General features: G+C 65.2%; 20 protein-coding genes. 11 read left to right on the top strand and 9 right to left on the bottom strand.

Annotation, left to right across the window (positions count from 1 at the left end):
* Nucleotides 1–97: 97 nt before the first annotated feature.
* Nucleotides 98–2,869 carry a TonB-dependent receptor domain-containing protein gene (locus B1991_RS16210; protein ID WP_342773792.1) on the bottom strand — a complete coding sequence of 924 codons (2,772 nt, stop codon included), beginning with the start codon at nucleotides 2,867–2,869 and terminating at the stop codon, nucleotides 98–100.
* Nucleotides 2,870–3,341: 472 nt separating this feature from the next.
* Nucleotides 3,342–4,373, bottom strand: coding sequence for an AI-2E family transporter (locus B1991_RS16205; protein WP_136259717.1), 1,032 nt, complete (start codon nucleotides 4,371–4,373; stop codon nucleotides 3,342–3,344).
* Between the two features lie 132 nt (nucleotides 4,374–4,505).
* On the opposite strand from B1991_RS16205, the gene B1991_RS16200 reads away from it, so the two are divergent.
* The 6 genes from B1991_RS16200 (at nucleotide 4,506) to B1991_RS16175 (ending at nucleotide 11,652) form a co-directional block, all read left to right on the top strand.
* Nucleotides 4,506–5,408 (top strand): 5'-nucleotidase, lipoprotein e(P4) family, encoded by a 903-nt coding sequence (locus tag B1991_RS16200; protein ID WP_136259716.1) that lies wholly within the window; start codon nucleotides 4,506–4,508, stop codon nucleotides 5,406–5,408.
* Between the two features lie 273 nt (nucleotides 5,409–5,681).
* Nucleotides 5,682–8,336 carry a glycerol-3-phosphate 1-O-acyltransferase PlsB gene (gene plsB, locus B1991_RS16195; RefSeq protein ID WP_136259715.1) on the top strand — a complete coding sequence of 885 codons (2,655 nt, stop codon included), beginning with the start codon at nucleotides 5,682–5,684 and terminating at the stop codon, nucleotides 8,334–8,336.
* 29 nt (nucleotides 8,337–8,365) lie between these two features.
* On the top strand, nucleotides 8,366–9,724 hold the full coding sequence (locus B1991_RS16190; RefSeq protein WP_136259714.1) for a metal-dependent hydrolase family protein: 1,359 nt from the start codon (nucleotides 8,366–8,368) through the stop codon (nucleotides 9,722–9,724).
* A 176-nt stretch (nucleotides 9,725–9,900) separates the two neighbouring features.
* Complete coding sequence (gene ubiE / locus B1991_RS16185; RefSeq protein WP_136259713.1) at nucleotides 9,901–10,668, top strand: bifunctional demethylmenaquinone methyltransferase/2-methoxy-6-polyprenyl-1,4-benzoquinol methylase UbiE; 768 nt, start codon at nucleotides 9,901–9,903, stop codon at nucleotides 10,666–10,668.
* 88 nt (nucleotides 10,669–10,756) lie between these two features.
* Nucleotides 10,757–11,023 (top strand): DUF2249 domain-containing protein, encoded by a 267-nt coding sequence (locus B1991_RS16180; protein WP_136259712.1) that lies wholly within the window; start codon nucleotides 10,757–10,759, stop codon nucleotides 11,021–11,023.
* Nucleotides 11,023–11,652, top strand: a complete 630-nt coding sequence (locus tag B1991_RS16175; RefSeq protein WP_136259711.1) for a hypothetical protein — start codon at nucleotides 11,023–11,025, stop codon at nucleotides 11,650–11,652. The genes B1991_RS16180 and B1991_RS16175 overlap by 1 nt, the downstream gene beginning before the upstream one ends.
* A 10-nt stretch (nucleotides 11,653–11,662) precedes the next feature.
* Here B1991_RS16175 and B1991_RS16170 read toward each other — a convergent pair whose 3' ends face one another.
* Entirely contained in the window at nucleotides 11,663–11,959 is a 297-nt protein-coding gene (locus B1991_RS16170) for a cupin domain-containing protein (protein ID WP_136259710.1), read from the bottom strand.
* Nucleotides 11,960–11,969: 10 nt separating this feature from the next.
* Nucleotides 11,970–12,899, bottom strand: a complete 930-nt coding sequence (locus tag B1991_RS16165) for a DMT family transporter (protein WP_136259709.1) — start codon at nucleotides 12,897–12,899, stop codon at nucleotides 11,970–11,972.
* A 121-nt stretch (nucleotides 12,900–13,020) separates the two neighbouring features.
* On the opposite strand from B1991_RS16165, the gene B1991_RS16160 reads away from it, so the two are divergent.
* From B1991_RS16160 to pip, 5 genes are all read left to right on the top strand, one after another.
* Entirely contained in the window at nucleotides 13,021–13,530 is a 510-nt protein-coding gene (locus B1991_RS16160) for an Lrp/AsnC family transcriptional regulator (RefSeq protein WP_246031213.1), read from the top strand.
* Between the two features lie 97 nt (nucleotides 13,531–13,627).
* A complete protein-coding gene (locus tag B1991_RS16155) occupies nucleotides 13,628–15,181 on the top strand; it encodes a S10 family peptidase (protein ID WP_136259707.1) in 1,554 nt (517 codons plus the stop codon).
* Between the two features lie 16 nt (nucleotides 15,182–15,197).
* Nucleotides 15,198–16,751 (top strand): S10 family peptidase, encoded by a 1,554-nt coding sequence (locus B1991_RS16150; RefSeq protein WP_136259706.1) that lies wholly within the window; start codon nucleotides 15,198–15,200, stop codon nucleotides 16,749–16,751.
* A gap of 15 nt (nucleotides 16,752–16,766) precedes the next feature.
* Nucleotides 16,767–18,455 (top strand): acid phosphatase, encoded by a 1,689-nt coding sequence (acpA, locus tag B1991_RS16145; protein WP_136259705.1) that lies wholly within the window; start codon nucleotides 16,767–16,769, stop codon nucleotides 18,453–18,455.
* A gap of 102 nt (nucleotides 18,456–18,557) precedes the next feature.
* The gene (gene pip / locus B1991_RS16140) at nucleotides 18,558–19,511 is read left to right on the top strand and encodes a prolyl aminopeptidase (RefSeq protein ID WP_136259704.1); all 954 of its coding nucleotides are present in this window, start codon (nucleotides 18,558–18,560) and stop codon (nucleotides 19,509–19,511) included.
* Between the two features lie 180 nt (nucleotides 19,512–19,691).
* Here the strand turns inward: pip and B1991_RS16135 are convergent, their stop codons facing one another.
* The 5 genes from B1991_RS16135 to B1991_RS16115 all read right to left on the bottom strand — a co-directional run.
* A complete protein-coding gene (locus B1991_RS16135; protein WP_136259703.1) occupies nucleotides 19,692–20,162 on the bottom strand; it encodes a hypothetical protein in 471 nt (156 codons plus the stop codon).
* A 190-nt stretch (nucleotides 20,163–20,352) separates the two neighbouring features.
* Nucleotides 20,353–20,856 (bottom strand): hypothetical protein, encoded by a 504-nt coding sequence (locus B1991_RS16130; protein WP_136259702.1) that lies wholly within the window; start codon nucleotides 20,854–20,856, stop codon nucleotides 20,353–20,355.
* Nucleotides 20,853–21,797: an RHS repeat-associated core domain-containing protein gene (locus B1991_RS16125; RefSeq protein ID WP_136259701.1), complete on the bottom strand. Its 945-nt coding sequence runs from the start codon at nucleotides 21,795–21,797 to the stop codon at nucleotides 20,853–20,855. The genes B1991_RS16130 and B1991_RS16125 overlap by 4 nt, the downstream gene beginning before the upstream one ends.
* Before the next feature lie 434 nt (nucleotides 21,798–22,231).
* Nucleotides 22,232–22,945, bottom strand: coding sequence for a hypothetical protein (locus tag B1991_RS16120; RefSeq protein ID WP_136259700.1), 714 nt, complete (start codon nucleotides 22,943–22,945; stop codon nucleotides 22,232–22,234).
* The coding region (locus B1991_RS16115) for an RHS repeat-associated core domain-containing protein (protein ID WP_168709687.1) at nucleotides 22,942–23,840 on the bottom strand (899 nt) is incomplete at its 5' end. The genes B1991_RS16115 and B1991_RS16120, both read right to left, overlap by 4 nt.

The raw sequence follows: 23,840 nt of genomic DNA, 5'->3' as shown, positions 1-23,840 counted from the left end.
GGCGGCGGAACCAGGTGTGCGCGCATGGGCGCACACCAAAAAAAGGAAGGGGGAGGCGACATGACGTCGCCTCCCCAAGTGCTACGAGTCCAACCGCTCAGAACTTGTAGTTTGCACGGGCAAAGAACGTGCGACCGAACCAGTCGTACTGCGAGGCGTAGAGCGGGGTGTTGCCCACGCGCGTGCCCACGCCGGCGGAGATCAGGTCAGGCTCCTTGTCCAGCACGTTGCGCACGCCGAACATGACGCTCCAGCTGTCACGGTCGTAGGTGAGCGAGAGGTCATGCAGGAACTGCGAATCGGCCTTGATGTCGCGGAAGGCGCCCGTATAGCCCTGGTAGGTGAAGGTATCGGAGATGTCCCGGTTCCTGGTGGTGCCGAAGTACTGCCCCTGCCAGGACACGGTCCAGTCGCCGCGCTTGTAGCTGGCATTGAACAATCCGACCCACTGCGGGTTGCCGACGTAACCGATGCGGTTCGAACTCTCGAAGCCGCTGGCTTCCGCCGAGCTGAACAGCTGGGTGATGTCCTCGATCGTGTACACCACCTGGGCGGCGGCCTTGATCGTGCCGAACGAGTAGTCCTGGCTGAAGTTCGCCTGCAGGTCGTAGCCACGCTGCCGCTGGCTGTTGATGTTGATGAAGGTGGCGTGGATGTCGGTGATCTTGAACGCTTCGCCGCCGGTACCCGGATTGCGGTGGAACAGGTCGCAGAAGTTGTTCGGGAAGACCTGGGCGCCATAGCAGCCGAGGATGATGTCGCTCGCACCGAGCGTGCCGATCTCGCCCTCGATGTGGTAGTCGAAGTAGTCGACCGCCAGGCTGAGGTTGGCGAACGAAGGCGTCCACACCAGGCCGGCCGACTTGGCGCGGGAGGTCTCCGGCGTCAGGAAGCCCTTGCCGCCGCCGGTGAAGATTTCCGCGGACGAATTGCCGGTCGATGCGTAGTTCCCCGGGATGCCGATCGCCGCGCAGTTGGCCCGGATGAAATCGTTGGTGCTGTCCTCCCAACGGATGCACGGATCAATGCTGAGCTGGTCCAGGAACCCGGACTGGTTGCCCAGGTACAGCTCATACAGCTGCGGGGCGCGGTAGGAGGTGCCGATCGTGCCACGGGCACGGAAGGTGGGCGTGATCTGCCAGACCAGTCCGTATTTCCAGACCTTGGACCAGTCGCCCACGCTCTGGTACTTGAACATGCGCCCGGAAACGTCCGCGGTCAGCGATTCGATGCCCGGCAGGCCGCTCAGGATCGGCACACCCACTTCGCCGAATACCTCCTTGACGTTGTCGCTGCCCTTGGTCACCTGCGCCGACGAGTAGCCCCACTCGTAGCCGGCCGCGTTGTTGGCATCGGGAGTGTCGTTGATGTCGTAGCGACGGAACTCGGCGCCGACGGCGGCGGAGACGTCGCCGGCCGGCAGGGTGAACAGGTTGCCGGCCGCCAGCGCATTGGCCGTCGCCTGCTTGTACACCGTGTGGCCGCGGGTGGGCAGGCCCACGGCATCGATCAGCTCGCCCATCCGGTCGCCGTTCAGGAAGCCGGGGTCGAAGTAGTCGACCGGCGTGCTGAGTCCGGGCATTTCATTGGCTGCCTTGCCGAGGTCGCCGCTGACCCGGGTGTCGATGCCCATGTGGCTGTAATAGCCGCCGCTGCGCGAATAGGTGCCGTTGGCGTGCCAGTCCCAGCTGCTGTTGCCGAAGCCGCCCTCGAGGCCGGTCCGGAAGTAGAAATAGTCGTTGATGACCGTGTCATTGGAGGTGTACGGCATCACCGTCTGGTACAGGCCGATGCCTTGGGGCTCGTCCGCCGGGTAACCAAACGCTTCGCTGGCATCGTCAGGGCTGCCCACCGGCACCGGGTGGTAGACCAGCGGGAAGAACTGACGCCAGCCCTTGGTCTTGGTGACGCGACGGTTGACCAGGAGCTGGTTGTCCCAGGTCACCTCGCCGAACGTGAAGTGGCTGCTCGCGTAACCGCTGGTGTTGCGGTTCTTGTTGATCGCCCAGGCCTGGTCGTAGAAGGGCGAGTTGAGCACCTCCTCGTAGTACGCCTGGCCGCCATTGGCGTAGGTGCCGCGGGTGACCGGGCGCATGCCCGGCAGCGGGCCGGTGGTGCTGCCATCCCCTGAGGGTACGTAGCGGGTGCCCGACCAGTATGCGATCACTTCGTTCTGCAACATGTTGTTGCAGCCCGCGTACTTCGTGCCCCGCAGGATGGAGCGGTCCTCGCGATCGATGCGCTGGCCGTTCGTGCCATAGACCATGTCTTGGCTGCAGCTCAGGAAGTCGCGATCGCCAAGTGCCAACGGGAACTGCTCCTGGACTTGCGCGGCCAACACGATGTTGCCCTTGTCGAAGTTGAAGCCGGTGGCGATCGAGGTGCTGGCCTGCTGGCCGCCGCCATGCTGCGGCACGCCCCAGAACGCCTCCATGTGCGTGCCGTCGATGCGCTTCTTGGTGATCATGTTGACCACGCCGGAAATGGCGTCGGAGCCGTAGATCGAGGACGAACCGTCCTTGACGATCTCGATGTTCCCCAGGATGACCTCGGGCACGACGTTGAGGTCGAAGCCCGAGCCGGTCTGGCCCTGCACGCCGGCCGGACCCGGACGCTGGCCGTCCAGCAACACGAGCGTGCGGTTGGCGCCGAGGCCGCGCAGGTCGATCGTCTGGATGCCGGTGCCGCCGCCCACCACGAAACCGCTGAACTGGTTGTTGATCTGGGTGGAACCCATGGCCACGGCGGCCGTCTGCAACAGGTTCACCGTGCCGAACGAACCGGCCGCCTGGTTGGCCTCGATGCTGATGGACTGCACCGGCACCATTTCCTGGTATTCCGGCCGCTTGAGCAACGTGCCCGTGACCATCACGGATTCAAGCTGCTTGACATCTTTCTTCTCGGCTTGATCCGCGCTGCTCGTTTGGCTGGCGCCCGTCGCGGGTGCCTGATCCTGCGCAAAGGCAGGTGCCAACTGAAATGCCGCGACCACTGCGATGGCCAGCGGTAGACGTCGAAGCCTTGGTTGCACGCAATTCCCCATGATTCTCCCCTCCCCAGTGAGCGACGCAAAATGTTTCGAACGTATTAATTTGCGGTTCAGAGAAGGTAACTGGAGCTCCGTGCTTTATGCAAGCCACCCTGCAACTTCCTGCGGCTTGCTTGCAGCCACGGAAATCGCAAGTAATAGCGCGTGTTTGCCAAGTTTCTGCGACAGGCGAGCCGACCGGTCATACGGGACATGCGGCAGCACCTCGGGACACGGCACCGGCGGACAGCCGACCGGCTTCAGGCCATGGACGTGGAGCACCTCTCCGGCGCGCGGCCCCGGCAACCGGTTTTCACACCAGCCCCCACGCCTCCAGCTCCAGCTTCAGGTAGGCGTAGTAGATCGGCGCGGCGATCACACCGGGCAGGCCGAAGGCGGCCTCCATCAGCAGCATCGCCAGCAGCAGTTCCCAGGCGCGGGCGCGGATCTGGGTGCCGACGATGCGGGCATTGAGGAAGTACTCGAACTTGTGGATCAGGATCAGGAACGCCAGCGCGGCGATGCCCACGCCCAGCGACACCGACAGCCCGGCGATGGTGATGGCGGTATTGGAGATCAGGTTGCCGATCACCGGCAGCAGGCCGACGATGAAGGTCGCCACCACCAGTGTCTTGGCCAGCGGCACGTGGACGCCGAGCAGCGGCAGCACGCCGAGCAGGAAGATCGCGGTGAACACGGTGTTGATCAGCGAGATCTTGATCTGCGCGAACACGATGTTGTGGAACCCCTGCGCCAGCCGCAGGCAACGCAGGCTCAGTGCCGCCGCCAGCGGACCCATCTCGTGCGCCGGCCGTGCCCGGCCGAGCGCCACGATTGCGCCCATCACCAGGCCGATGAGGATGTGCACGAGTACCCGGACCGCGCCCTTGCCGGCCAGTTGCAGGGTGCCGGCATGCTTGCGCGCGAGCTCGATCGCGCCCACCCGCAGATCGTCGACGCTGTCGGGCAGGTTGTTGACCAGGACCGGCGGCAACTGCTGGCGCGCCTTCTCCACCAACGGCATCAGCTGCTGCTCCCACAGCAACCGGGGGTTGCCGAGCTCGTGTCGCAACAGGCTGATCGCGCCGAGGATCAGCAGCAGCAGCAAGCCGACCACGATCGCGGCCAGCACGGCCACCACCAGCACGCGCGCACGATCGCCGGAAATGCGCCGACCCAGCAGCGGCGCCATCGACTGCACCAGCTCGAACACCAGCAGGCCGGCCAGCAGCGCCGGCAACAAGTGGATCTCGACGACCAGCAGCAAGCCCACCCCCACCAGCAGATAACTGGCGTAACTGATGGCATTCGAGGGGTCGCGCAAGGCAGGCTTGGGGAAATCCATGCGGGATGAACCGGGTGGGGGAGCGGGCAGTCTGTCAGCACCCCGCGGTCGCTGCCAGCCCTGCCGAAACCGTCATGTGGCTGTCGTAAACTCGGGCGCTTGCCCGCTTCGCCTCATCACAAGGATCTGCGCATGCCACTCCGTCTGCCCGCGAGCCTGCTCGCGTTCGCCCTGCTGGCCGGTTGTGTCGCCACCTCACCCCGGCCACCGGAGGTCGTTTCCGCTCCTGCCACGACAGCGCCACAGGCGGCGCCCGCAACCGTCGCCGCCAACGACAACCTCAACGCCGTGGCGTGGACCCAGACCGCGATCGAGCACGACCTGATTTATCTGCAGACCTATCGCGACGCTCAGGCGGAGCTGCTGGCCGCCCTGCGGGATCGGAGCTGGGACGCGCTGGCCAGGGACGACCGCGCCGCGCCGCTTCGCGGCCTCAAGCCGGCCGTGGTACTGGACATCGACGAGACCGTGCTGGACAACTCGCCCTACCAGGCGCGCCTGGTGAAAAGCGGCGGCGAATACAACGAGGCCGACTGGGCCGCCTGGTGCAAGGAGGAAACCGCCCGCGCCCTGCCCGGCGTGGTCGCGTTCACCCAGTTCGCCGCCAGGCATGGCATCGCCGTCATCTACATCTCCAACCGCGCCAAGGATCTGGACCAGGCCACCCTGGCCAACCTGCGCAAGGCCGGCCTGCCGGTGTCCGGGCCGGAGGCCTTCCTCGGCTTGGGCACCTTCGTCGAAGGTTGCGAGCAGATCGGTACGGAGAAGGGCTGCCGGCGCCAGCTGGTCAGCCGCAAGTACCGCGTGCTGATGCAGTTCGGCGACCAGATCGGCGACTTCGTGACGGTCTCGGCCAACAACGCAGCCGGTCGCCGTCGCGCCATGGCGCCCTACCTGGACTGGGTCGGCCGGCGCTGGTTCGTGCTGCCCAACCCCACCTACGGGTCGTGGGAACCGGCGCTGTTCAACAATGACTGGAGCGCGTCACCCGCGGAACGCCGGCAGCAGAAGATCGACGCCCTGCGAACGGAATGATATTCTCCAATAAAATCATGTGTATATAAAACAAACGGAAAGTATTGCCTAAACTTTGACGAACCGGTAACATTTGCTCCGCCAACGCCCGCCGAGGATTCCTTGCGGGCAAGGCCATTTCCCTTCCGGCTCTGCCGGATTGCCCCGTGAGGCCCTCGGCCCGCGGGGTTTTCTTTGGCCTGCACGCCGCCGTGCGGTCCGGGTAGCCACCCACACGGCACCGCCGACCACCATCGGCACGGATTGAGCGACGCGGCCGGGTAGAATGGCCCGATGCCGAATACCACAATGGTGGACTCCACCGTACGTCGCCGCGCCCCCTGGTGGTTCAACCTGGCCGGCCAGTTGTTGCAGCCGTGGGTGCGCATCCGTCGCGACCCGGCCGAGCCGGCGGCCCTGCTGCAACCGGGCGTGCCGGTGTGCTACGTGATCGAGCGCGACGGCTTCTCCGACGCGCTGATCCTGCAACGCGCCTGCCGCGAGGCCGGCTTGCCCAGCCCGATGCAGCCGCTGGCCGGTACCCGTAGGCGCCGCTCCGTGTTCGCGCTGACCCGCCGCGACGGCTGGCTGTTCGGGCGCAGCCGCAAGCGCGCCGCCGGCGAACCGCTGCGCCAACTGGTGCACTCGCTCGAGGGCGTGCCCGAGCTGGACGTCCAGGTCGTGCCGGTGGCGATCTACGTCGGCCGCGCGCCCAGCCGGGAGACCGGCTGGTTCCGCGTGCTGTTTTCGGAAAACTGGGTGATGGTCGGCCGCTTCGGCCGCCTGCTGGCCCTGCTGCTGAACGGGCGCGACACGGTGGTGCATTTCTCCGCGCCGGTGTCGCTGCGCAGCGTGCTGGAGGAATCCGGCGAGATCGGCCCGGAGCGCTTCGCGCGCAAGATCGCCCGCGTGCTGCGCATTCACTTCCGGCGCATCCGCGCCGCGGTGATCGGGCCGGACCTGTCGCACCGGCGCACCGTGGTCGACGCCGTGCTGGCGGCCGAGCCGGTGCGCGCGGCGATCGCCGCCAACGCGGCCAAGGAAAAGATCAGCCACGCCAAGGCCTGGCGCAAGGCGCACAAGATGCTGCTGGAGATCGCCGCCGACTATTCGCATCCGGTGGTGCGCTCGGCATCGTTCGTGCTGTCCAGCTTCTGGAACAAGCTGTACGACGGCATCGCGATGCACCACTTCGACAAGGCCCGCGCGGCGGCGCCCGGTTACGAAGTGGTCTACGTGCCCAGCCATCGCAGCCACGCCGATTACCTGCTGATGAGCTACCAGCTGCACGTCTCCGGCGTGGTGGTGCCGCACATCGCCGCCGGCGTGAACCTCAACCTGCCGGTGATCGGGCCGATCCTGCGCCGCGGCGGCGCGTTCTTCATGCGCCGCAGCTTCACCGGCAACCCGCTGTATTCGGTGGTGTTCAAGGAGTACATGGCGCAGCTGATCGACCGCGGCGTGCCGATCGAGTACTTCACCGAAGGCACCCGTTCGCGTACCGGGCGGCTGCTGTCGCCGCGCGGCGGGTTGCTGTCGATGACCGTGCGCGCGTTCCTGCGCGCGCCGCGACGGCCGGTGCTGTTCCAGCCGGTCTACATCGGTTACGAGAAGCTGATGGAGGGCAACAGCTACATCGGCGAACTCAGCGGCAAGCCGAAGGAGAAGGAATCCCTGCTCGGCCTGCTCAAGGGGCTGAAGGTGCTGCGCCAGCGCTATGGCCACGTGGCGCTGAACTTCGGCGAGCCGATCGAGCTGACCCCGCTGCTCGACGCCGCCAGCAGCGACTGGCGCAGCGCCGGGCTCGATCCGGAAGCGAAGCCCGAATGGCTCAATGCGGTGGTCAGCCAGTTGGCCGAGAAGATCCAGGTCAACATCAACCGCGCCGCCGACGTCAATCCGATCAACCTGCTGGCGCTGGCCCTGCTGGCCACGCCCAAGCACGCGATGGCCGAGAACGACCTGCTGGTGCAACTCGACCTGGGCAAGGCGCTGCTGGAAGAACTGCCGTACTCCGACCGCGTCACGCTGACCCCGATGAACCCCGCCGCGATCATCGCCTACGGCGAGCAGATGGGCTGGATCGAGCGGGTGCAGCACCCCCTGGGCGACGTGCTCACGGTCAGCGGCGAGAAGGCCGTACTGCTGAGCTATTTCCGCAACAACGTGCTGCACCTGATGGCCAGCGCGGCGTGGGTCGCCTGCTGTTTCCTCAACAACCGGCGCATGTCGCGCGAGGCGGTCCTGCGCCTGGGCGGCATCGTCTACCCGTTCATCCAGGGCGAACTGTTCCTGCCGTGGGACGAGGACGACTTCAAGGAACAGCTGCAGGCGACGATCGACTTCCTGGTCCGTCGCGGCCTGCTCGAGTCCAACAACGACGGCCGCTCGCTGGAGCGCAGCGCGGGCCAGGAAGACAGCGCGTTCCAGTTGCGGGTGATCGCGCGCAGCCTGATCCAGGCGTTCGAGCGCTACTACATCACCATCGCCGCGCTGGCCAAGAACGGCCCGCACACGCTGACCGCCAGCGAGCTGGAAAATGCCTGCACGCTCACCGCGCAGCGGCTGGGTCTGCTCAACGAATTGTCCGCGCCGGAGTTCTTCGACAAGGCGCTGTTCCGCGGCTTCATCCAGAAACTGCGCGAACGCAAGGTGGTGTGGACCGACGAGAACGGCAAGCTCGACTACGACCGCGCGCTGGAGGACCTGGTGCGCGACGCCCGCGTGATCCTGTCGCGCGAGGTGCGCCATTCGATCCTGAAGATCACGCCGGGCGGCGATCGCGAGCCGGCCGCGGTGGTGCCCGACGACGCATCGGCGTCCGACCTGCACCAGCGCCACGTGGACACCGAGCAGCAGGAACACGAGCGGCGCACCGGCATCGACCGCCGCCACGCCGAAGCCGACATCGCGAAACAGGAGCCCGCGCGCCGCGACGGCGCCGAGTAGGATCAGCGCACCATCATCGGGGGAACACCGTGACCACACCTCGCCGCCTGTTGCTTGCCGCCCTCGTGGCGTGTCTCCCGCTGGCCGCCGGTGCCGACGCGCCGGTCCGCGCCGATGCCGGCAGCCACCGCATCAGCGTGATCGAATGCGCGCGCCTGCTCGACCCGGCCGCCGGCAAGATGCTGGGCCAGACCACCCTGGTGGTCGAGGACGGCCGCATCAAGGAGATCCATCCCGGCACCGTCGACATCGAGCCGTACCGCCAGGCCGCCGACACGGTGAGCTTCACCCGGCTGACCGACGCCACCTGCATGCCGGGGCTGATCGACTCGCACACGCATCTGACCATGCAGTTCAGCAAGAGCACCTACAGCGACAAGTTCCGCCTCAACCCGGCCGACCACGCCATCCGCGGCACCGTCTACGCCAAACGCACCCTGCTCGCCGGCTTCACCACGGTGCGCAACCTGGGCGACGACGACAATGCCTCGCTGGCGCTGCGCAATGCGATCAATGCCGGCCTGGTGCCCGGCCCGCACATCTTCAGCGCCGGCAAGTTCATCGGCACCACCGGCGGCCACGCCGATCCCACCAACGGTTTCCGCTGGAACCTGCAGGGCGACCCCGGTCCGAAGGACGGCATCATCAACTCGCCCGAAGACGCCTGGAAAGCGGTGCGTCAGCACTACAAGGACGGTGCCGACCTGATCAAGATCATGCCCTCCGGTGGCGTGCTGGACGAGGGCTCCAGCTCCGAAAACCCGCAGATGACGCTGGAGGAAGTCCAGGCCGTGGTCGCCGCCGCGCACGATTACGGCTTCACCGTGGCCGCCCACGCGCACGGCGCCGAGGCGATCCGCCGCGCCGTGCTGGGCGGGGTCGACTCGATCGAACACGGCACCTTCATGGATGCCGAGGACATGAAACTGATGAAGGCGCACGGCACCTGGTACGTGCCCACCATCATCGCCGGCCAGTACGTGATGGAGAAGGCGCGCGAGGGCTGGTATCCGCCGCAGGTCGCGCGCAAGGCCGAGGAAGTCGGCCCGGTGATCATGGCCACCGCCGGCAAGGCGTACAAGGCCGGCGTGAAGATCGCCTTCGGCACCGACTCCGGCGTATTCCCGCACGGCGACAACGCGAAAGAGTTTGCCTACATGGTGCAAGCCGGCATGCCGCCGATGTTCGCCCTGCAGGCGGCCACCACCCACGCCGCCGAACTGCTGCACAAGTCCGACCAGTTCGGCCGCATCGCGGTCGGCCGCGGCGCCGACGTGATTGCCGTACCCGGCAACCCGCTCGACGACATCGCCGTCATGCAGCGCGTCGAGTTCGTGATGAAGGACGGCGTGGTCTACAAACAGGACGGCAAACCGACGCTTCAATGAAATAACCGCGCTCCTTGCGTTTGCCCCCTCTCCCCCTCGGGGAGAGGGTTGGGGTGAGGGGCCGCTTTTGACAGGGCACCGCGCTTCTTGAGTTCGCTCCCTCTCCCCGGAGAGGAGGCAAAGGCAAAGGCGCGTTGTCCCATGTAGGCGCCCGGGCTTGCTGTAGCATTGCAGGGATGAACGAGCAGCCGAAGTCCCCGCCCGCCTCCACCACCCACTTCGGCTTCCGCGACGTGCCGGTGGGCGAGAAGCAGAAACTGGTCGGCCAGGTGTTCACCTCGGTTGCGCGCAACTACGACCTGATGAACGACCTGATGTCGTTCGGCACGCACCGGTTGTGGAAGCGCCATTTCGTGGCCACCAGCGGCGTGCGGCGCGGCGACCACGTGCTCGACCTGGCCGGCGGCACCGGCGACATCGCCGCGCTGCTCCATCCGGTGGTAGGCGAGACAGGTGAGGTGGTGGTCGGCGACATCAACGCAGCCATGCTCGGCGTCGGCCGCGACCGGCTCACCGACCGCGGCCTGGTGGCCGGCCTGCGCTGGGCCCAGCTCAACGCCGAACGGCTGCCCTTCCCCGACAACTCCTTCGACGCGGTGACCATGGCCTTCGGCCTGCGCAACGTCACCGACAAGGACCAGGCGCTGGCCGACATCTGCCGCGTGCTCAAGCCCAGCGGCCGGCTGCTGGTGCTGGAGTTCTCCAAGGTGCAGAGCGAGGCCTTCGGCAAGCTCTACGACTTCCACTCGTTCAAGATTCTGCCGCGCCTGGGCCAGCTCTTCGCCGGCGACGCCGACAGCTACCAGTACCTGGCCGAGTCGATCCGCAAGCACCCGGACCAGCAAACGCTCAAGGGCATGATGGAGCGTGCCGGCTTCGGCAAGGTCGAGGTGCGCAACCTCACCAACGGCATCGTGGCGATCCACCGCGCGTACAAGTTCTGAATTTCGCGCGGCGAGCCTGATCCAGGTCAGTGGCTGCAGGCCGGCGGCGGCGTATGTTGGGATGGTCTTTCCCACCATGAGTCCCGTCATGCCCCTCGATATCGAGACCGAGCCCAACACCCACCTGTTCGATGCCCGCGGCGTGGCCCGCCGCTTCCGCCATTCCGCGATCTTCGGCGCGATCGGCGTGCTGCGTTCGGGCGAAACCATGCGCTTCGTCAACGACCACGACCCGCTGCCGCTGATCGCGCAGCTGCGTGATCGCCTCGGCGACAACCTCACCGTGGCCTACCGCCAGCGCGAGCCCGGCGCCATCGTGATCGACTTCGGCATCACCGGCCTGCCGGACGAATGATGGCGACCCCGGCATTCTTCGACCAGGCGCCGCCGATCCCGATGCGCGATCCGCTGGCGGCGTTCCTGGGCGCGGCCGACGACGGCCTGCTCGACTACCGCTACATCGACGCGGTGCGGCTGGCCGGCCACTCCTGCCCCACCGTTGCCGGCGCCTACCTGATGGCGCGCGCCGCGTTGCGCGCGTTGTATCCGGACGGCCCGGCCGAGCGTGGCGGCGTCGAGGTGCTCATCCCGGGGCCGGAGAGCGAGGGCGTCAACGGCGTGATCGGCCAGGTCTTCACCCTGATCACCGGGGCGGCCGGCGCCAACGGCTTCCACGGCATCGCCGGGCACTACGCGCGCCAGTCGCTGCTGAGCTATGCCGACACTGCCGAGCACGCCGCGGTGCAGGTCCGCCGGCGCGACACCGGCGCCAGCGTGGCGGTGGAACTGGATCTCTCGAGCGTACCGGCGCCCGCCAACCTGCGTCCGCTGCTCGGCGGCGCACTCGATCCGGCGGCCAGCGCGGAACAGCGCGCGGCATTCGGTCGGGCATGGCAGGAGCGCGTGCAATGCCTGCTGCTGGAACACGCCGATGACCCGGACGTGATCCTGCTGCACCGGCTCGACTACGAACCGGCGCACTGAAGCGCACCGGTCAGCTGTCGACGATCAGCAGCGTGCCACGACTCCCTGCACTTACCGCATGCGGCACGCCGGCCGGCACCACGCACAGTTCGCCGGCGCGCACGACCAGCGGCGCGCCGGCCAGTTCGAGGTGCAGTTCGCCCTCCAGCACCAGCAGCCCTTCGGCGTAGTCGTGCGTCTCGCTCGGGTATGCCTGCGCATCCATGCGCGTGAGCTTGAGGTTGGCCCCGCCGATGCCGGCGACCCGTGTCGAGCACCACGCCCGCTCCAGTTGCGCGGCGACGCCGGGGAGATCGGTCACGCTCATCGCATCGTCCTCAAGGCTGCTCGCACGAGGACACCGGCAACACCGCGCTGGCCACCGGCGGCGCCGGCCGGCGCCGCGCATTGGCCAGCACCACGCCGCCGATGGTGATCGCGCCCCCGACCAGCACCAGCGCATCGGGCACCTCGTGCAGCCACAGCCAGCCGATCAGCAGCGCGATCGGCGGCGACAGGTAGATGAAGCTGCTGACCTGCGAGGCCGAGGCGCGGTTCACCGCCAGGTTCCAGGCCAGGTAACCGACGAAGGTCGGCGCGATGCCCAACCACAACAACGCACCGATGTGCGCCCACGAGGCCGCCGCCAGCGCCTGCGGCAGATGCCAGCCGAACGGCAACGCGCCGAGCGCGCCGGCGAACATCGCGAACGCGGTCACGCCGACCATGCTGCTGCGCGCGAACAGCGCCTTCTGGCCGACGAAGAAGATCGCCGAGACGGCCACGCAGACCAGCACCAGCAGGGCGTGCGGATCGACCTCCACGCGCTGCCCGCTGGCGAACACCACCAGCACCGTGCCGAGCAAGGCCACGGCCAGTCCGAACCAGGTGCGCGCGGCCAGCCGTTCGCCGATCCACAACGCCGACACCGCCGCGGTGGCGGCCGGCACCAGCGAGATCAGGATCGAGGCGGTGCCGCTGGCGATGCGCGTCTCGGCGTAATTCAGGCACAGGTGATACACGGTCAGCCCGAGCACGCCGAGCAGGGCCAGTTGCGGCCAGTCGCGCAGCGCCGGCAGCCTCACGCGCTTCACCCACAGCAGCACGGCAAAACACAGCGAGCCGATCAGCAGGCGCGCGAACGCCACCTCGCCCGGGGTGAACGCGGGCAGCGCGTAGGCGATCGCGGCATACGCCGACGACCAGGTGAGCAAGGCGATCGCGATGGCGAAGAGGGCGCGGCCATCGAGACGTTGAGCGGTTTCCATCGGGGGATTCTCCAGCGGGGAAGCGCGCATCCTAGTCCTGGCGATGGCGCCGGTGAATAATGCCTCGCGGCGGAATCGCGATATTTCGCCGCCGATCAAAACGAAGAACGAGGTCTTCACCTTGGAATCGAAACCGACCGATAGCCGACCCGTGCTGGACGGCAAGGACTGGCAATTGCTGGAGGCGTTGCAGCGCGACGCGCGGCTTGGCTTCGCCGAACTCGGCCGGCTGGTGCGCCTGTCCGCGCCCGCGGTGGCCGAGCGCGTGCGGCGGCTGGAAGACGCCGGCGTGATCAGCGGCTACCGCGCCACGGTCAACCCGCGCCGGCTCGGCTATGCGTTGAGCGCAATGGTGCGCCTGCGCTGCGACGGCGCCACCTGCGCGCGCATCGGCAGCCTGGTCGCGGACATCCCCGAGGTGCTCGAATGCCGCCGCCTGGCCGGCGAGGACTCGGCCCTGCTGCACGTGGTGGCGATGTCCACCGGCCACCTCGAGTCGGTGCTCGACCGCTTGCTCAAGACCGGCGCCAGCAACAGCACCACCACCCTGATCGTGCTGCAGACGCCGCACGAGAACCGGCCACTGACCCGCGCGATGTGGAACGCGGCGATGGCGATGTCGGGCGACTGATCCGCCGGGCGCGAGTGCGACCAGTACTTTTGTCACGGTCGCGCGTGGCCCCGGCGTCGCATACTCGAACGCTGTGCTCGTCCGTCAGGGGAACTCCATGCGCCACCTCGTCTCGCTGCTGCTGGCCGGCGCCCTCGCGCTCGCCGGCCTGCCCACCGTCCACGCCGCCGACGCGGCGCCGGCCAAGGCGGCATCCAGTGCCGCCCACGACAGCGCCGACCCGCGCATCCCTGCCCACGAAACGGCGGTGCGCACGCAGCACAGCGTCACCATCGGCGGGCGCACGATCAAGTACACCGCCACCGCCGGCACGGTGATCATCCGCGACGACAAGCAGCAGCCGCAGGCCAGCGTGTTCTACGTCGCCTACACGGTCGACGACGGCAAGCCCTCGCGTCGCCCGCTGACCTTCCTCTACAACGGCGGCCCGGGCTCCTCCAGCGTGTGGCTGCACATGGGCTCGCTCGGCCCGGTGCGCATCGAGACGGCCAGCCCGCAGGCGACCGCGCCGGCGCCGTACCACCTGGTGGCCAACGGCGACAGCCTGCTCGACAAGACCGACCTGGTCTTCGTCGACGCGGTCGGCGCCGGCTACTCGCGCCCGCTGGGCAAGGCCACCGGCAAGGACTTCTGGGGCGTGGACCAGGACATCTCCGCCTTCAGCCGCGCAATCGAGCGCTACGTCACCCTCAACAAGCGCTGGAACTCGCCCAAGTTCCTGTACGGCGAGAGCTACGGCACCACCCGTTCGGCCGCGCTGGTCGATGCACTGCAGGACAAGGGCATGGCCTTCAATGGCGTGATCCTGATGTCCTCGATCCTCAACTACGCGATCCGCATGCCGGGCTACGACGAGAGCTACGTCGGCTACCTGCCCAGCTTCGCCGCTGCCGCGTGGTACCACGACAAGGTCACCAACAAACCCGCCGAACTGAAGACCTTTGTCGACCAGGCCCGCGCCTGGGCGCGCGGCCCGTACGCCTCCGCGCTGGCACTGGGGCAGGACCTGCCCGCCGCACAGTTCGACGCGATCGCCACGCAGATGGCCGGCTTCACCGGCCTGCCGGTGCAATACATCAAGCAGGCGAACCTGCGGGTGAGCCCGAGCCGCTTCCGCAAGGAACTGCTGCGCGACCAGCGCCTCACCTTGGGTCGCTATGACGCCCGCTTCACCGGCACCGACCCGGACGCCGCCGGCGAAACGCCCGAGTACGACCCCTCCGACACCGGCATCAGCGGCGCCTTCGTCAGCGCGTTCCACGACTACCTCGCCGACCAGCTCGACTATCAGAGCCAGCTCGACTACCGCCCCACCTACGGCAAGATCATCCAGGGCTGGGACTGGAAGCACGCCGGCTCCGGCATGCGTCGCGCATTGCCGCTGCCCTACGTGGCCGGCGACCTGGCGCACGCGATGCGCAGCAACCCGAACCTCAAGGTGCTCTCGCTCAACGGCTATTACGACTTCGCCACGCCGTTCTTCATCACCGAGTACGACCTGGCGCACATGAACCTGGACCCGTCGCTGCGCGGCAACCTGTCGTTCGCGTACTACCCGTCGGGACACATGATCTATCTCAACACCGAGGCGCTGCAGCAGCTCAAGCACGACCTCGCCCGCTTCTACGACCTTGCCGCGCCGCCGCGCTGATACGGAGCCCCTGACCATGCGCCATTCCCTCATCGCCCCGCTCGCCTTCGTGCTGGCCATCGGCCTGGCTGGCCCGCTGCACGCCGCCGACAGCGCTCCGCACGACAACGCGTCCCAGGCCGACAAGGACGCCAGGAAGGACGCCCTGCCGATCCCGCCCGAACGCAAGGTGGTCACCTCGCACAGCGTGCGCATCGACGGCCGCAACGTCGCCTACAAGGCCACCGCCGGCACCTTGCTGATCAAGGACGACAAGGGCCAGCCCACGGTCAGCATGTTCTACGTGGCCTACACCGCCGGCGACGGCAAGGCGGCCAACCGGCCGGTGACCTTCCTGTTCAACGGCGGCCCGGGCTCGTCCAGCATGTGGCTGCACATGGGTTCGGTCGGCCCGGTGCGGGTGGCCAACCAGGGCGACCAGCCGATTCCCCCGCCGCCGTACAGCACGGTGGCAAACGAGTACAGCCTGCTCGACAAGTCCGACCTGGTCTTCATCGATGCGCCCGGCACCGGCTACTCGCAGCTGGTCGGCGAGGCCAAGGGCAAGGATTTCTACGGCGTGGATCAGGATGCCGAGGCGTTCGCGAAGTTCATCACCCGCTACGTGGGCGACAACCACCGCTGGAACTCGCCGAAATTCCTGTTCGGCGAGAGCTACGGCACCACCCGCTCGGCGGTGCTGGCCAGGCAATTGCAGGACGAGGGCATGGAACTCAACGGCATCGTGCTGATGTCCTCGATCCTGGACTTCAGCGTGTGGGCCAACACCGGCGTCGACCACGGCTACATCGTCAACCTGCCGACCGAGGCCGCGATCGCCTGGTACCACGACAAGGTACCGAACAAGCCCGCCGACCTGGCCGGCTTCATCGCCGCCGTGCGCCAGTTCGCCAGCACCGATTACACCCTGGCACTGGCCAAGGGCGACGCGATCACGCCGGCCGAGGCCGACCGCGTTGCCACGCAGCTCAGCCAGTACACCGGACTGTCCACCACGTACATCAAGCAGGCCAACCTGCGCATCGACCCCAGCCGCTTCCGCAAGGAGCTGCTGCGCGACCAGCGTCGCACGGTCGGCCGTCTGGACGGCCGTTTCGAGGGCATCGACCCGGATGCCGCCGGCGAGACGCCCGACGGCGACGCCGCCAGCGACGCCGCCACCGGCGCCTACCTGGCCGCCTTCAACCAGTACGCCACGAGCGCCCTGAACTACACCAGCGACCACGCCTACCTGCCCAACAACTACGGCGTGATCAACCGCAACTGGGACTGGAAGCGCCAGCACCAGCGCTTCCCGCAGGCGCCCTACGTGGGCAGCGACCTGGCCGACACGATGCGGCGCAACCCGCACCTGAAGGTCTTTTCCGCCAACGGTTACTACGACCTGGCCACGCCCTTCTACGCCACCGAGTTCGACCTCGGCCACCTCAGCCTGGACCCGGCGATCAGCAAGAACATCGAGTACGGTTTCTATCCGTCCGGTCACATGATCTACTTCGACGTCGACGCGCTGAAACAGGTCAAGGCCGACCTGGCGCGCTTCTACGACGAGGCCGCCCCGCGGCACTGACGGAGCTCCCCAGCGATGACGGACAAACCGGTCGCGCCCCCCGGCGTCGACGAAGACTTGCCGCTCGACCCGGCGCGCCGCCGCTTGCTGGGCGGCATCGCGCTGGCCGGCGCGGCCGCCACGCTGGGCGGCTGCCGCCTCGACGAGGCGCGCCCGGCACCGGCCGCGGCGCGCGACGATGCCGCGCTCGATGCGCAGCTGCGGCAGCACATCCGGCACGTGGTGGTGCTGTTCGCGGAGAACCGCAGCTTCAACAACCTGTTCGCCGGCTTCCCCGGCCTGGCGCAGCCGCTCAAGGCACTGGACTCGCCCGAGTACCGCCAGCGCGATCGCGACGGCAGCCTGCTGACCACGCTGCCGCCGGTGTGGAGCGGCATGGTGCCGCGCGAGCAGATGGTCGACGGGCGCCGCTACCGCCTCGACGAGTCGGCCATCACCGGCCTGCCGAACCGGCCGTTCGCACTGCGCACGCCGACCGGCGAGCTGCTGCCGCACGACGTGATCACCCGCGACCTGGTGCACCGCTTCTACGAAAACCAGCTGCAGATCAACGGCGGGCGCAACGACGGCTTCGTGGCCTGGGGCAACACCGGCGCCATGCCGATGGGCCACTACGCCGACACGGCCAGTTCGCTGCGCCTGTGGCAACTCGCACGGCAGTACACCTTGTGCGACAACTTCTTCATGGGCGCGTTCGGCGGCTCGTTCCTCAACCACCAGTACCTGGTGGCCGCGCAGCCGCCGTTCTTCCCGCACGCCGACCAGGGTCCGGCGAAATTCCAGATCGCCCAGCTGCAGGGCGACGACCCCACCGGCATCCTGCCGAAGTTCGCCGAGGACTCGCCGGCAAGCGCCATGCAGGGCCGCCCGAAGTGGGCCTCGCGCGACGCCATCACGCCGGATTTCTGGGTGGTCAACACGCTGGGGCCGGCCTACGCGCCGGGCTTCAGCCACGATCCGCGCGATCCGCGCCTGGCCGATCCGGCCAGCCCCAACACCCTGCCCGCGCAGACGCACCTGACCATCGGCGACGCGCTGTCCGAGGCCGGCATCGACTGGGCCTGGTATGCCGGCGCCTGGCAGCTGGCGCTGGAAGGGCGCGGCGACGGCAACCACGACGATTTTCCCGAGATCCCCAACTTCCAGCCGCATCACCAGCCACTCAACTACTTCCGCCAGTTCGCCCCGGGCACGGCGGCGCGCGCGCGGCACCTGCGCGACGCCGGCATCGGCAGCAGCGCCGACAGCAACCATTTCATCGCCGCGATCGAAGCCGGCACGCTGCCGCCGGTGACGTTCTACAAGCCGCAGGGCGACCTGAACATGCACGCCGGCTACGCCAGCCTCGAGGCGGGCGACGAGCACCTGGCGCAGGTGGTCGAGGCGCTGCAGAAGAGTCCGCAGTGGCCCAACATGCTGGTGGTGCTCACGGTGGACGAGAACGGCGGCTGGTGGGACCACGTGGCGCCGCCCAAGGGCGATCGCTGGGGTCCGGGCACGCGCATCCCGGCGCTGGTGATCTCGCCGCACGCAAGGCGCGCCCACGTCGACCACACCATCTACGACACCGGCTCGATCCTGCGTTTCCTCACCCGCCGCTTCGGCCTCAGGCAACTGCCCGGCCTGAAACTGCGCGACGCCTCGATGATCGCCGCCGGCGGCCCGCCGCCGGGCGACCTGACCAACGCCCTGCACTTCGGCTGACAATCGATTGTGGGAGCGCACCCGCTGCGCGAGCCTTTCGTCACATGACGAAAAGCAATCGCGCACCGGGTGCACTCCTGCAAACAGAAAGGAACCCCCGCCATGCGCGAGCTGTACCCGGAGATCGAGCCGTACCACACCCATCGCCTCGCCGTGGATGCGTTGCACACCCTGCACGTGGAGGAGTGCGGCAACCCGCTGGGCCTGCCGGTGATTTTCCTGCACGGCGGGCCCGGCGCGGGCCTGTCGACCTACCACCGCCGCTTCTTCGATCCCTCGCGCTATCGCATCGTGCTGTTCGACCAGCGCGGCTGCGGGCAGTCCACGCCGTTCGCCGAACTCACCGACAACACCACCGCCCATCTGGTGGAGGACATCGAACGCATCCGCACCTTCCTGGGCGTCGAGCACTGGGTGGTGTTCGGCGGCTCCTGGGGCTCGACCCTGGCGCTGGCGTACAGCCAGGCGTATCCGCAGCATTGCCTGGGCATCGTGTTGCGCGGCATCTTCCTGGGCCGGCCGCAGGAACTGCGCTGGTTCAACGAAGTCGATGGCGGCGCGCGGCAGATCTTCCCCGAGCGCTGGGCGCGCTTCCGCGACTTCATCCCGCCCGACGAGCGCGCCGACATGCTGGACGCCTACTGGCAACGCCTCAACAGCACCGACGAAGCCACTCGCCTGGCCGCGGCGCAGGCGTGGAGCGCGTGGGAAGGCGGCAGCACCACCCTGGTGCACGAACCCGACGCCGGCGGCATCTTCGAGGACCCGCAGCACGCGGTCAGCGTGGCGCTGATGGAGGCGCACTACTTCCGCCACGCGCTGTTCCTCGAACCGGACCAGTTGCTGCGCGGCGTCGAGCGCATCCGCCACCTGCCGGCCACCATCGTGCACGGCCGCTACGACATCATCTGCCCCGCCGTCAGCGCCTGGGATCTCGCCCGAACCTGGCCCGAAGCCACCCTGCACTTCGTCCTCGCCGGCCACAGCGCCACCGACCCCGCCATCGTCGACTGCCTGGTCGAGGCCACCGACGCGCTGGCGGAGCGGTACTGCTGACGCCGTGCGAGATCAGAGGGTCATTACAACGATCCGATGCGTTCTCAGCACGACGTAAAGTCGACATTGATCACGCGCCATGGCAAGGACAGCCAAGGCTTGAGGGAAAGCCTCCGTGCGCCTTCAACAACGCTCCGCGCAAGATCACTGACGCGCCAATCGTACGAGGCGCGAAAGGTCCTATTTGTCGAGCATTTCCTCAAAGGCATTAGGACTAGGGAAAAAATCATCTATACTCTTCTCACTATAGAAGCATTTACCATCGAATATGGAAATATGACCGCCTTTTAGATATGTGATATTGCTGCTTGATTTATCGCCGAGCAACTCGATCAATAGATATTTATCTTCAACCCGAGGGCAGGTCGACATCTTCCTTGCACCCTCAAAATAAGTTGCTATCCGCTTTACGTAACGCACACATCCAAGCCAGCACCTAATTTCCATTACATAATCCGATTGCTTTTTCATCTCATCAATCGAATTGAAAAAAGCATCAGTCCCGACAGAATAATACATCGCGATTACGCGCGTTTGTTCGGCATCTTTCTGCGACGGCCAAGCATGGCTACGCACCCCCTTGCCGATAGCGGAACCGCTTTGCAGATAGCAGGTGGCGCATACCAATATTGTAAATATTAATTTCCACATACTTCCCTACTCGTTGGACTCGACAGGCGTCTCTAAATTCCTTTTGAATGATTTAGCACCGGCCCTGCCATGCCCTACCGTGGGCGACCGATCTTGCAATACCAACTCGTGCCTCCCTGATCGAAAATCAACCACGGGAAACGTAACAGAGTACTAAATACTGGGCGCAAGAGGATGTGGTGACAAATCTTTATTTTGAATCACTGGATTTTCTCTCTTTCCATGGCAACATATAGGAACGCTCGATACGAATATCGTCCAAGGCAAAACGAATTTCGCCTTGCTCTTTGGTCAATCTTCCACATGCCAATACATCTTGCCGATAGTACCGAATTTTACTCATGTCTCTTTTGTACGACGCCCCTTCCATAGCGCGAATCTTTTCGAACATGTCACTGACTACGTTGAATCGTGGAAGGCCTAAATCCTTATGCTTTTGACTGTAAACACTTGATTCCTCGTCAGCAGTGGTAAGGACTGAATAGTTCGATTTTTCGGATGACCAAAGACGCGTGTACTCTTTCGCATCGGTCGTAAGAACAGCTCGCGTCTGAATTCGCCTGTCAAGAAAATGACTCTCGTTCTTGAGAAGATGATCGAGGGGAACCAGATCCGCACCCTCACAAAAATCGGATGCGCCCGCCTGCAGTGAAACAAGGCACCATAATACGCCGTAAATCCATGGATTTTTCATGGGCACTTGCCCTTCGGGCAGTAGGTAATAGTCGAATAATCGGCCTCGCTGTATACATTTTTCATGTTCAACCCGCCACCTATGGTCCAAGTCTCCCAAAGGGGATCACTCTGATTCAATCCTTCCCATATGGGCGTTTCGGCGCGTATCCCACGGACTTCATGCCAGAACTCGCTTACTGGGTCTCGAGGCTTGTCACCGACCGCCATGTCATCCATCACATGTTGAATTTCATGCCTCCCCGTTGCGGCGAAGTTCGCCTCCCTCTCTTGAGTCGTAGCCCGCACACTAAGCTGAGCGAGGTTAATTGTAAGAGTAGGTATCTGGCCTTTTGGGGCAGATCCCCAACCAAGTGCAGTTTGATTTGGCTGATTAACCGTAATGAGGCGTATGGGCCCGCCATCATTCGCGGTCCCCAACGCTTTGATGCCCGCCGCGAGAGAATTGTATGCGGGGCTGTTCCTCTTGTAGTGACCCTGAGCTCTCAGGAAGTCGCTACGGAGCCTTATCCCTGCGTCACAAGATGGCCTATCCTTACATTCAAAAGCACCTGTTGGGTCCATCTTGTTAATTGGGTTATTATTAACGTAAGCGTATCGGTTGAAGTAAAACGTATCCCCCAATGACGGGCTAGCGGGATCGACACTCAGGAACCGCCCAACAGCCGGATCGTAATACCGCGCCTGCATGTAGACGAACCCCGACTCCGGATCGTTCACATGCCCCGTATATCCAGGCCCACTCGGCGCCGGGCTCATGCTCGTCACCGCCGTGCCGTACGGCGCGTAGTCGTATGTGGCCACGATGGCTCCGTTGGCATTTGCCTTGGCCAGCACCGTGCCCTGCGCGTCGGTGTAGTAGTAGTGATGCGTGCCGGCATGGGCCAGGCCGGCCCATAGCGACAGGATCAACCACAGCGCCGCGATCTTCATGGTCGACATGCCGGGGCCTCCTCAATTCTGAACCACGGTCGGCGTCACCGTGGCGCTGTAGGGCGAGCATCCGCTCGCATTGCAGGCCTGCACGGAAACGGCATACCCCACGCCAGCGACAATGAATGGGGAACCGACGTCGCGCTGCTGGATTTCGTGGAGCAGGTCCCGCCGTCCTGGCAGTACTGCAAGGTGTAGCTCGTGGCTCCGGCCGATGCGTTCCACGTGGCGCTCATTTGGTAGGCATAACGGCGGGTCTGGGGCGAGACGGCTCCCGCCATCTGGCTCAGCGCATCCGACAGATCATAGATATCGACGGTGGCACTGACCGCGCATCGCTGTGGTTAATACCGCCCTCCATTTCGTTCGATGTAATGGCGTCTTCCCAGAGCGGCAGGACGCAGCAGATCAGTGTGTTCGGCCTCGGCCATCCTTTTGCTTCGTTACCGCCAAGCACGTAGAACTTCCGCCGTCTCCAAAAACGTTTTCGCTTCCTCGAAGGCAGGCCTGACACGGGAAATAGCAAAAATCCCCGGAGTTTCATCGCACAATCGATCTAATTTTCCAGAGTGCGCAAGCCAGTGTTCGGAAGATTCATAAAATTTCAACAGCCATACGCCAGGTGCCGGCTCCTCGACAGTCAGCGCAGCTCTTTTCAGAATTTCCAGAGACACCTTATGTTGCTTCGCCAAAGACTCTGGAATGACCGTCAACCAATACAGACCTGGTACATAACGATGCCAGTTGCGACCGACCCAAGCCTCTTCGATGCCGTAGCTAGCTTTCTTTACCAAACGATTCCGGTGGTACCTCTCGGCGATCTCGGCGGCATAGCCAAAGCTGGCGCCTAGCCTGCCAAGATCACGCATTAAAATACTGGCATTTTGGACATCGAGATCAGTGACGTAGACGTAGAACTCACCGGGACCGGCATTGACAAAGCCATAGTTGATCCGTTCGGCATACAGGAAAACGCCATTTAAGCCCTTGTCCAGAAACGTTCGGAAGCGTGGAATGTCGGTGATCACATCCTTGGGTTTGGGTACACCCTCATCCCTACGAAAGCGGCTTGGCCGCAGCGGCTGCGGCAAGCGCAAGAGTGTTTCTATCACCGCCTCGAAGTACTTATCGTCGAAATAGAGCATGGCTTCGCTCATGGCTGTTGTGGTCCCAAATCCGATCTCCTAATAATTCGATCAAATCTCGCTGCGGCGGGCTTGCTAACGACGGTATGCTCTCCGCAAACCAAAATACACTCTCGCCCAGATGCACGTGCCGCGTCTGTCTGAATACGCACTTGCCTCGTTGCCGTCACACTTGCTGCGTCCTTAATCTCTACTGACATTGTACTCGTCAGTGCATCTGGTATCGCACGTCCCTCTGCGGAAGATACCGCTTGAGTATTCTTGGCAAGACCCATATCCAGAAGAACTCGCCCTTCCGCCGCTATGCCGCGTGCCATAGGTTTGAGGGCGTCCGCTACTAGTGCTTCCGATCTACCCGGACCTGGCACCACCAGCGTTACGATGCCCAGCTTGGCCTCCTGCATCTGCCCTCTATCTAAAACCTCGCCACTCATCGGGTTTGTATTTGTTGACGAAAATACAGCCGCCATTCTTCCAAAAGAATTGGATACAAACCGCCCTACAGGAGTATTCCGAAAAATGCTATATGGAATCGCTTCATTGCAGCCGCTTTTGGTTGGGCAGCGCCCGTCCGGATCAGTGTTATTGATCGGATTACTGTTCGCGTAGACATAACGATTAATTCCAAATAGATCTCCCGGACTCGGCCCCACGGGATCGACACTAAGAAAGCCGCCCTCGCCCGGATCGTAATACCGCGCCTGCATGTAGACGAACCCCGACTCCGGATCGTTCACATGCCCGGTGTACCCCGGCCCATTCGGCACCGGATTCATGCTCGCCACGGCCGTGCCGTACGGCGCGTAGTCGTATGTGGCCAAGATGGTTCCGTTGGCATCTGCCTTGGCCAGCACCGTGCCCTGCGCGTCGGTGTAGTAGTAGTGATGCGTGCCGGCATGGGCCAGGC

Origin of the sequence: Rhodanobacter lindaniclasticus, assembly GCF_004799035.1 — a bacterium.
In the GTDB taxonomy this organism is placed as follows: domain Bacteria; phylum Pseudomonadota; class Gammaproteobacteria; order Xanthomonadales; family Rhodanobacteraceae; genus Rhodanobacter; species Rhodanobacter lindaniclasticus.
Note: the sequence above shows the minus strand (reverse complement) of the source record. Positions and strands in the feature narration are given on the sequence as shown.

Bases quoted from the DNA above. Each gene is read 5' to 3' on its own strand.
- B1991_RS16130 (WP_136259702.1), bottom strand. From the start codon at position 20,856: ATGAAAAATCCATGGATTTACGGCGTATTATGGTGCCTTGTTTCACTG.
- B1991_RS16210 (WP_342773792.1), bottom strand. From the start codon at position 2,869: ATGGTCACGGGCACGTTGCTCAAGCGGCCGGAATACCAGGAAATGGTG.
- B1991_RS16150 (WP_136259706.1), top strand. From the start codon at position 15,198: ATGCGCCATTCCCTCATCGCCCCGCTCGCCTTCGTGCTGGCCATCGGC.
- B1991_RS16180 (WP_136259712.1), top strand. From the start codon at position 10,757: ATGCCCCTCGATATCGAGACCGAGCCCAACACCCACCTGTTCGATGCC.
- acpA (WP_136259705.1), top strand. From the start codon at position 16,767: ATGACGGACAAACCGGTCGCGCCCCCCGGCGTCGACGAAGACTTGCCG.
- B1991_RS16175 (WP_136259711.1), top strand. From the start codon at position 11,023: ATGGCGACCCCGGCATTCTTCGACCAGGCGCCGCCGATCCCGATGCGC.
- B1991_RS16155 (WP_136259707.1), top strand. From the start codon at position 13,628: ATGCGCCACCTCGTCTCGCTGCTGCTGGCCGGCGCCCTCGCGCTCGCC.
- B1991_RS16165 (WP_136259709.1), bottom strand. From the start codon at position 12,899: ATGGAAACCGCTCAACGTCTCGATGGCCGCGCCCTCTTCGCCATCGCG.
- B1991_RS16125 (WP_136259701.1), bottom strand. From the start codon at position 21,797: ATGTCGACCATGAAGATCGCGGCGCTGTGGTTGATCCTGTCGCTATGG.
- B1991_RS16205 (WP_136259717.1), bottom strand. From the start codon at position 4,373: ATGGATTTCCCCAAGCCTGCCTTGCGCGACCCCTCGAATGCCATCAGT.
- B1991_RS16135 (WP_136259703.1), bottom strand. From the start codon at position 20,162: ATGTGGAAATTAATATTTACAATATTGGTATGCGCCACCTGCTATCTG.
- ubiE (WP_136259713.1), top strand. From the start codon at position 9,901: ATGAACGAGCAGCCGAAGTCCCCGCCCGCCTCCACCACCCACTTCGGC.
- B1991_RS16170 (WP_136259710.1), bottom strand. From the start codon at position 11,959: ATGAGCGTGACCGATCTCCCCGGCGTCGCCGCGCAACTGGAGCGGGCG.
- B1991_RS16200 (WP_136259716.1), top strand. From the start codon at position 4,506: ATGCCACTCCGTCTGCCCGCGAGCCTGCTCGCGTTCGCCCTGCTGGCC.
- B1991_RS16120 (WP_136259700.1), bottom strand. From the start codon at position 22,945: ATGAGCGAAGCCATGCTCTATTTCGACGATAAGTACTTCGAGGCGGTG.
- pip (WP_136259704.1), top strand. From the start codon at position 18,558: ATGCGCGAGCTGTACCCGGAGATCGAGCCGTACCACACCCATCGCCTC.
- plsB (WP_136259715.1), top strand. From the start codon at position 5,682: ATGCCGAATACCACAATGGTGGACTCCACCGTACGTCGCCGCGCCCCC.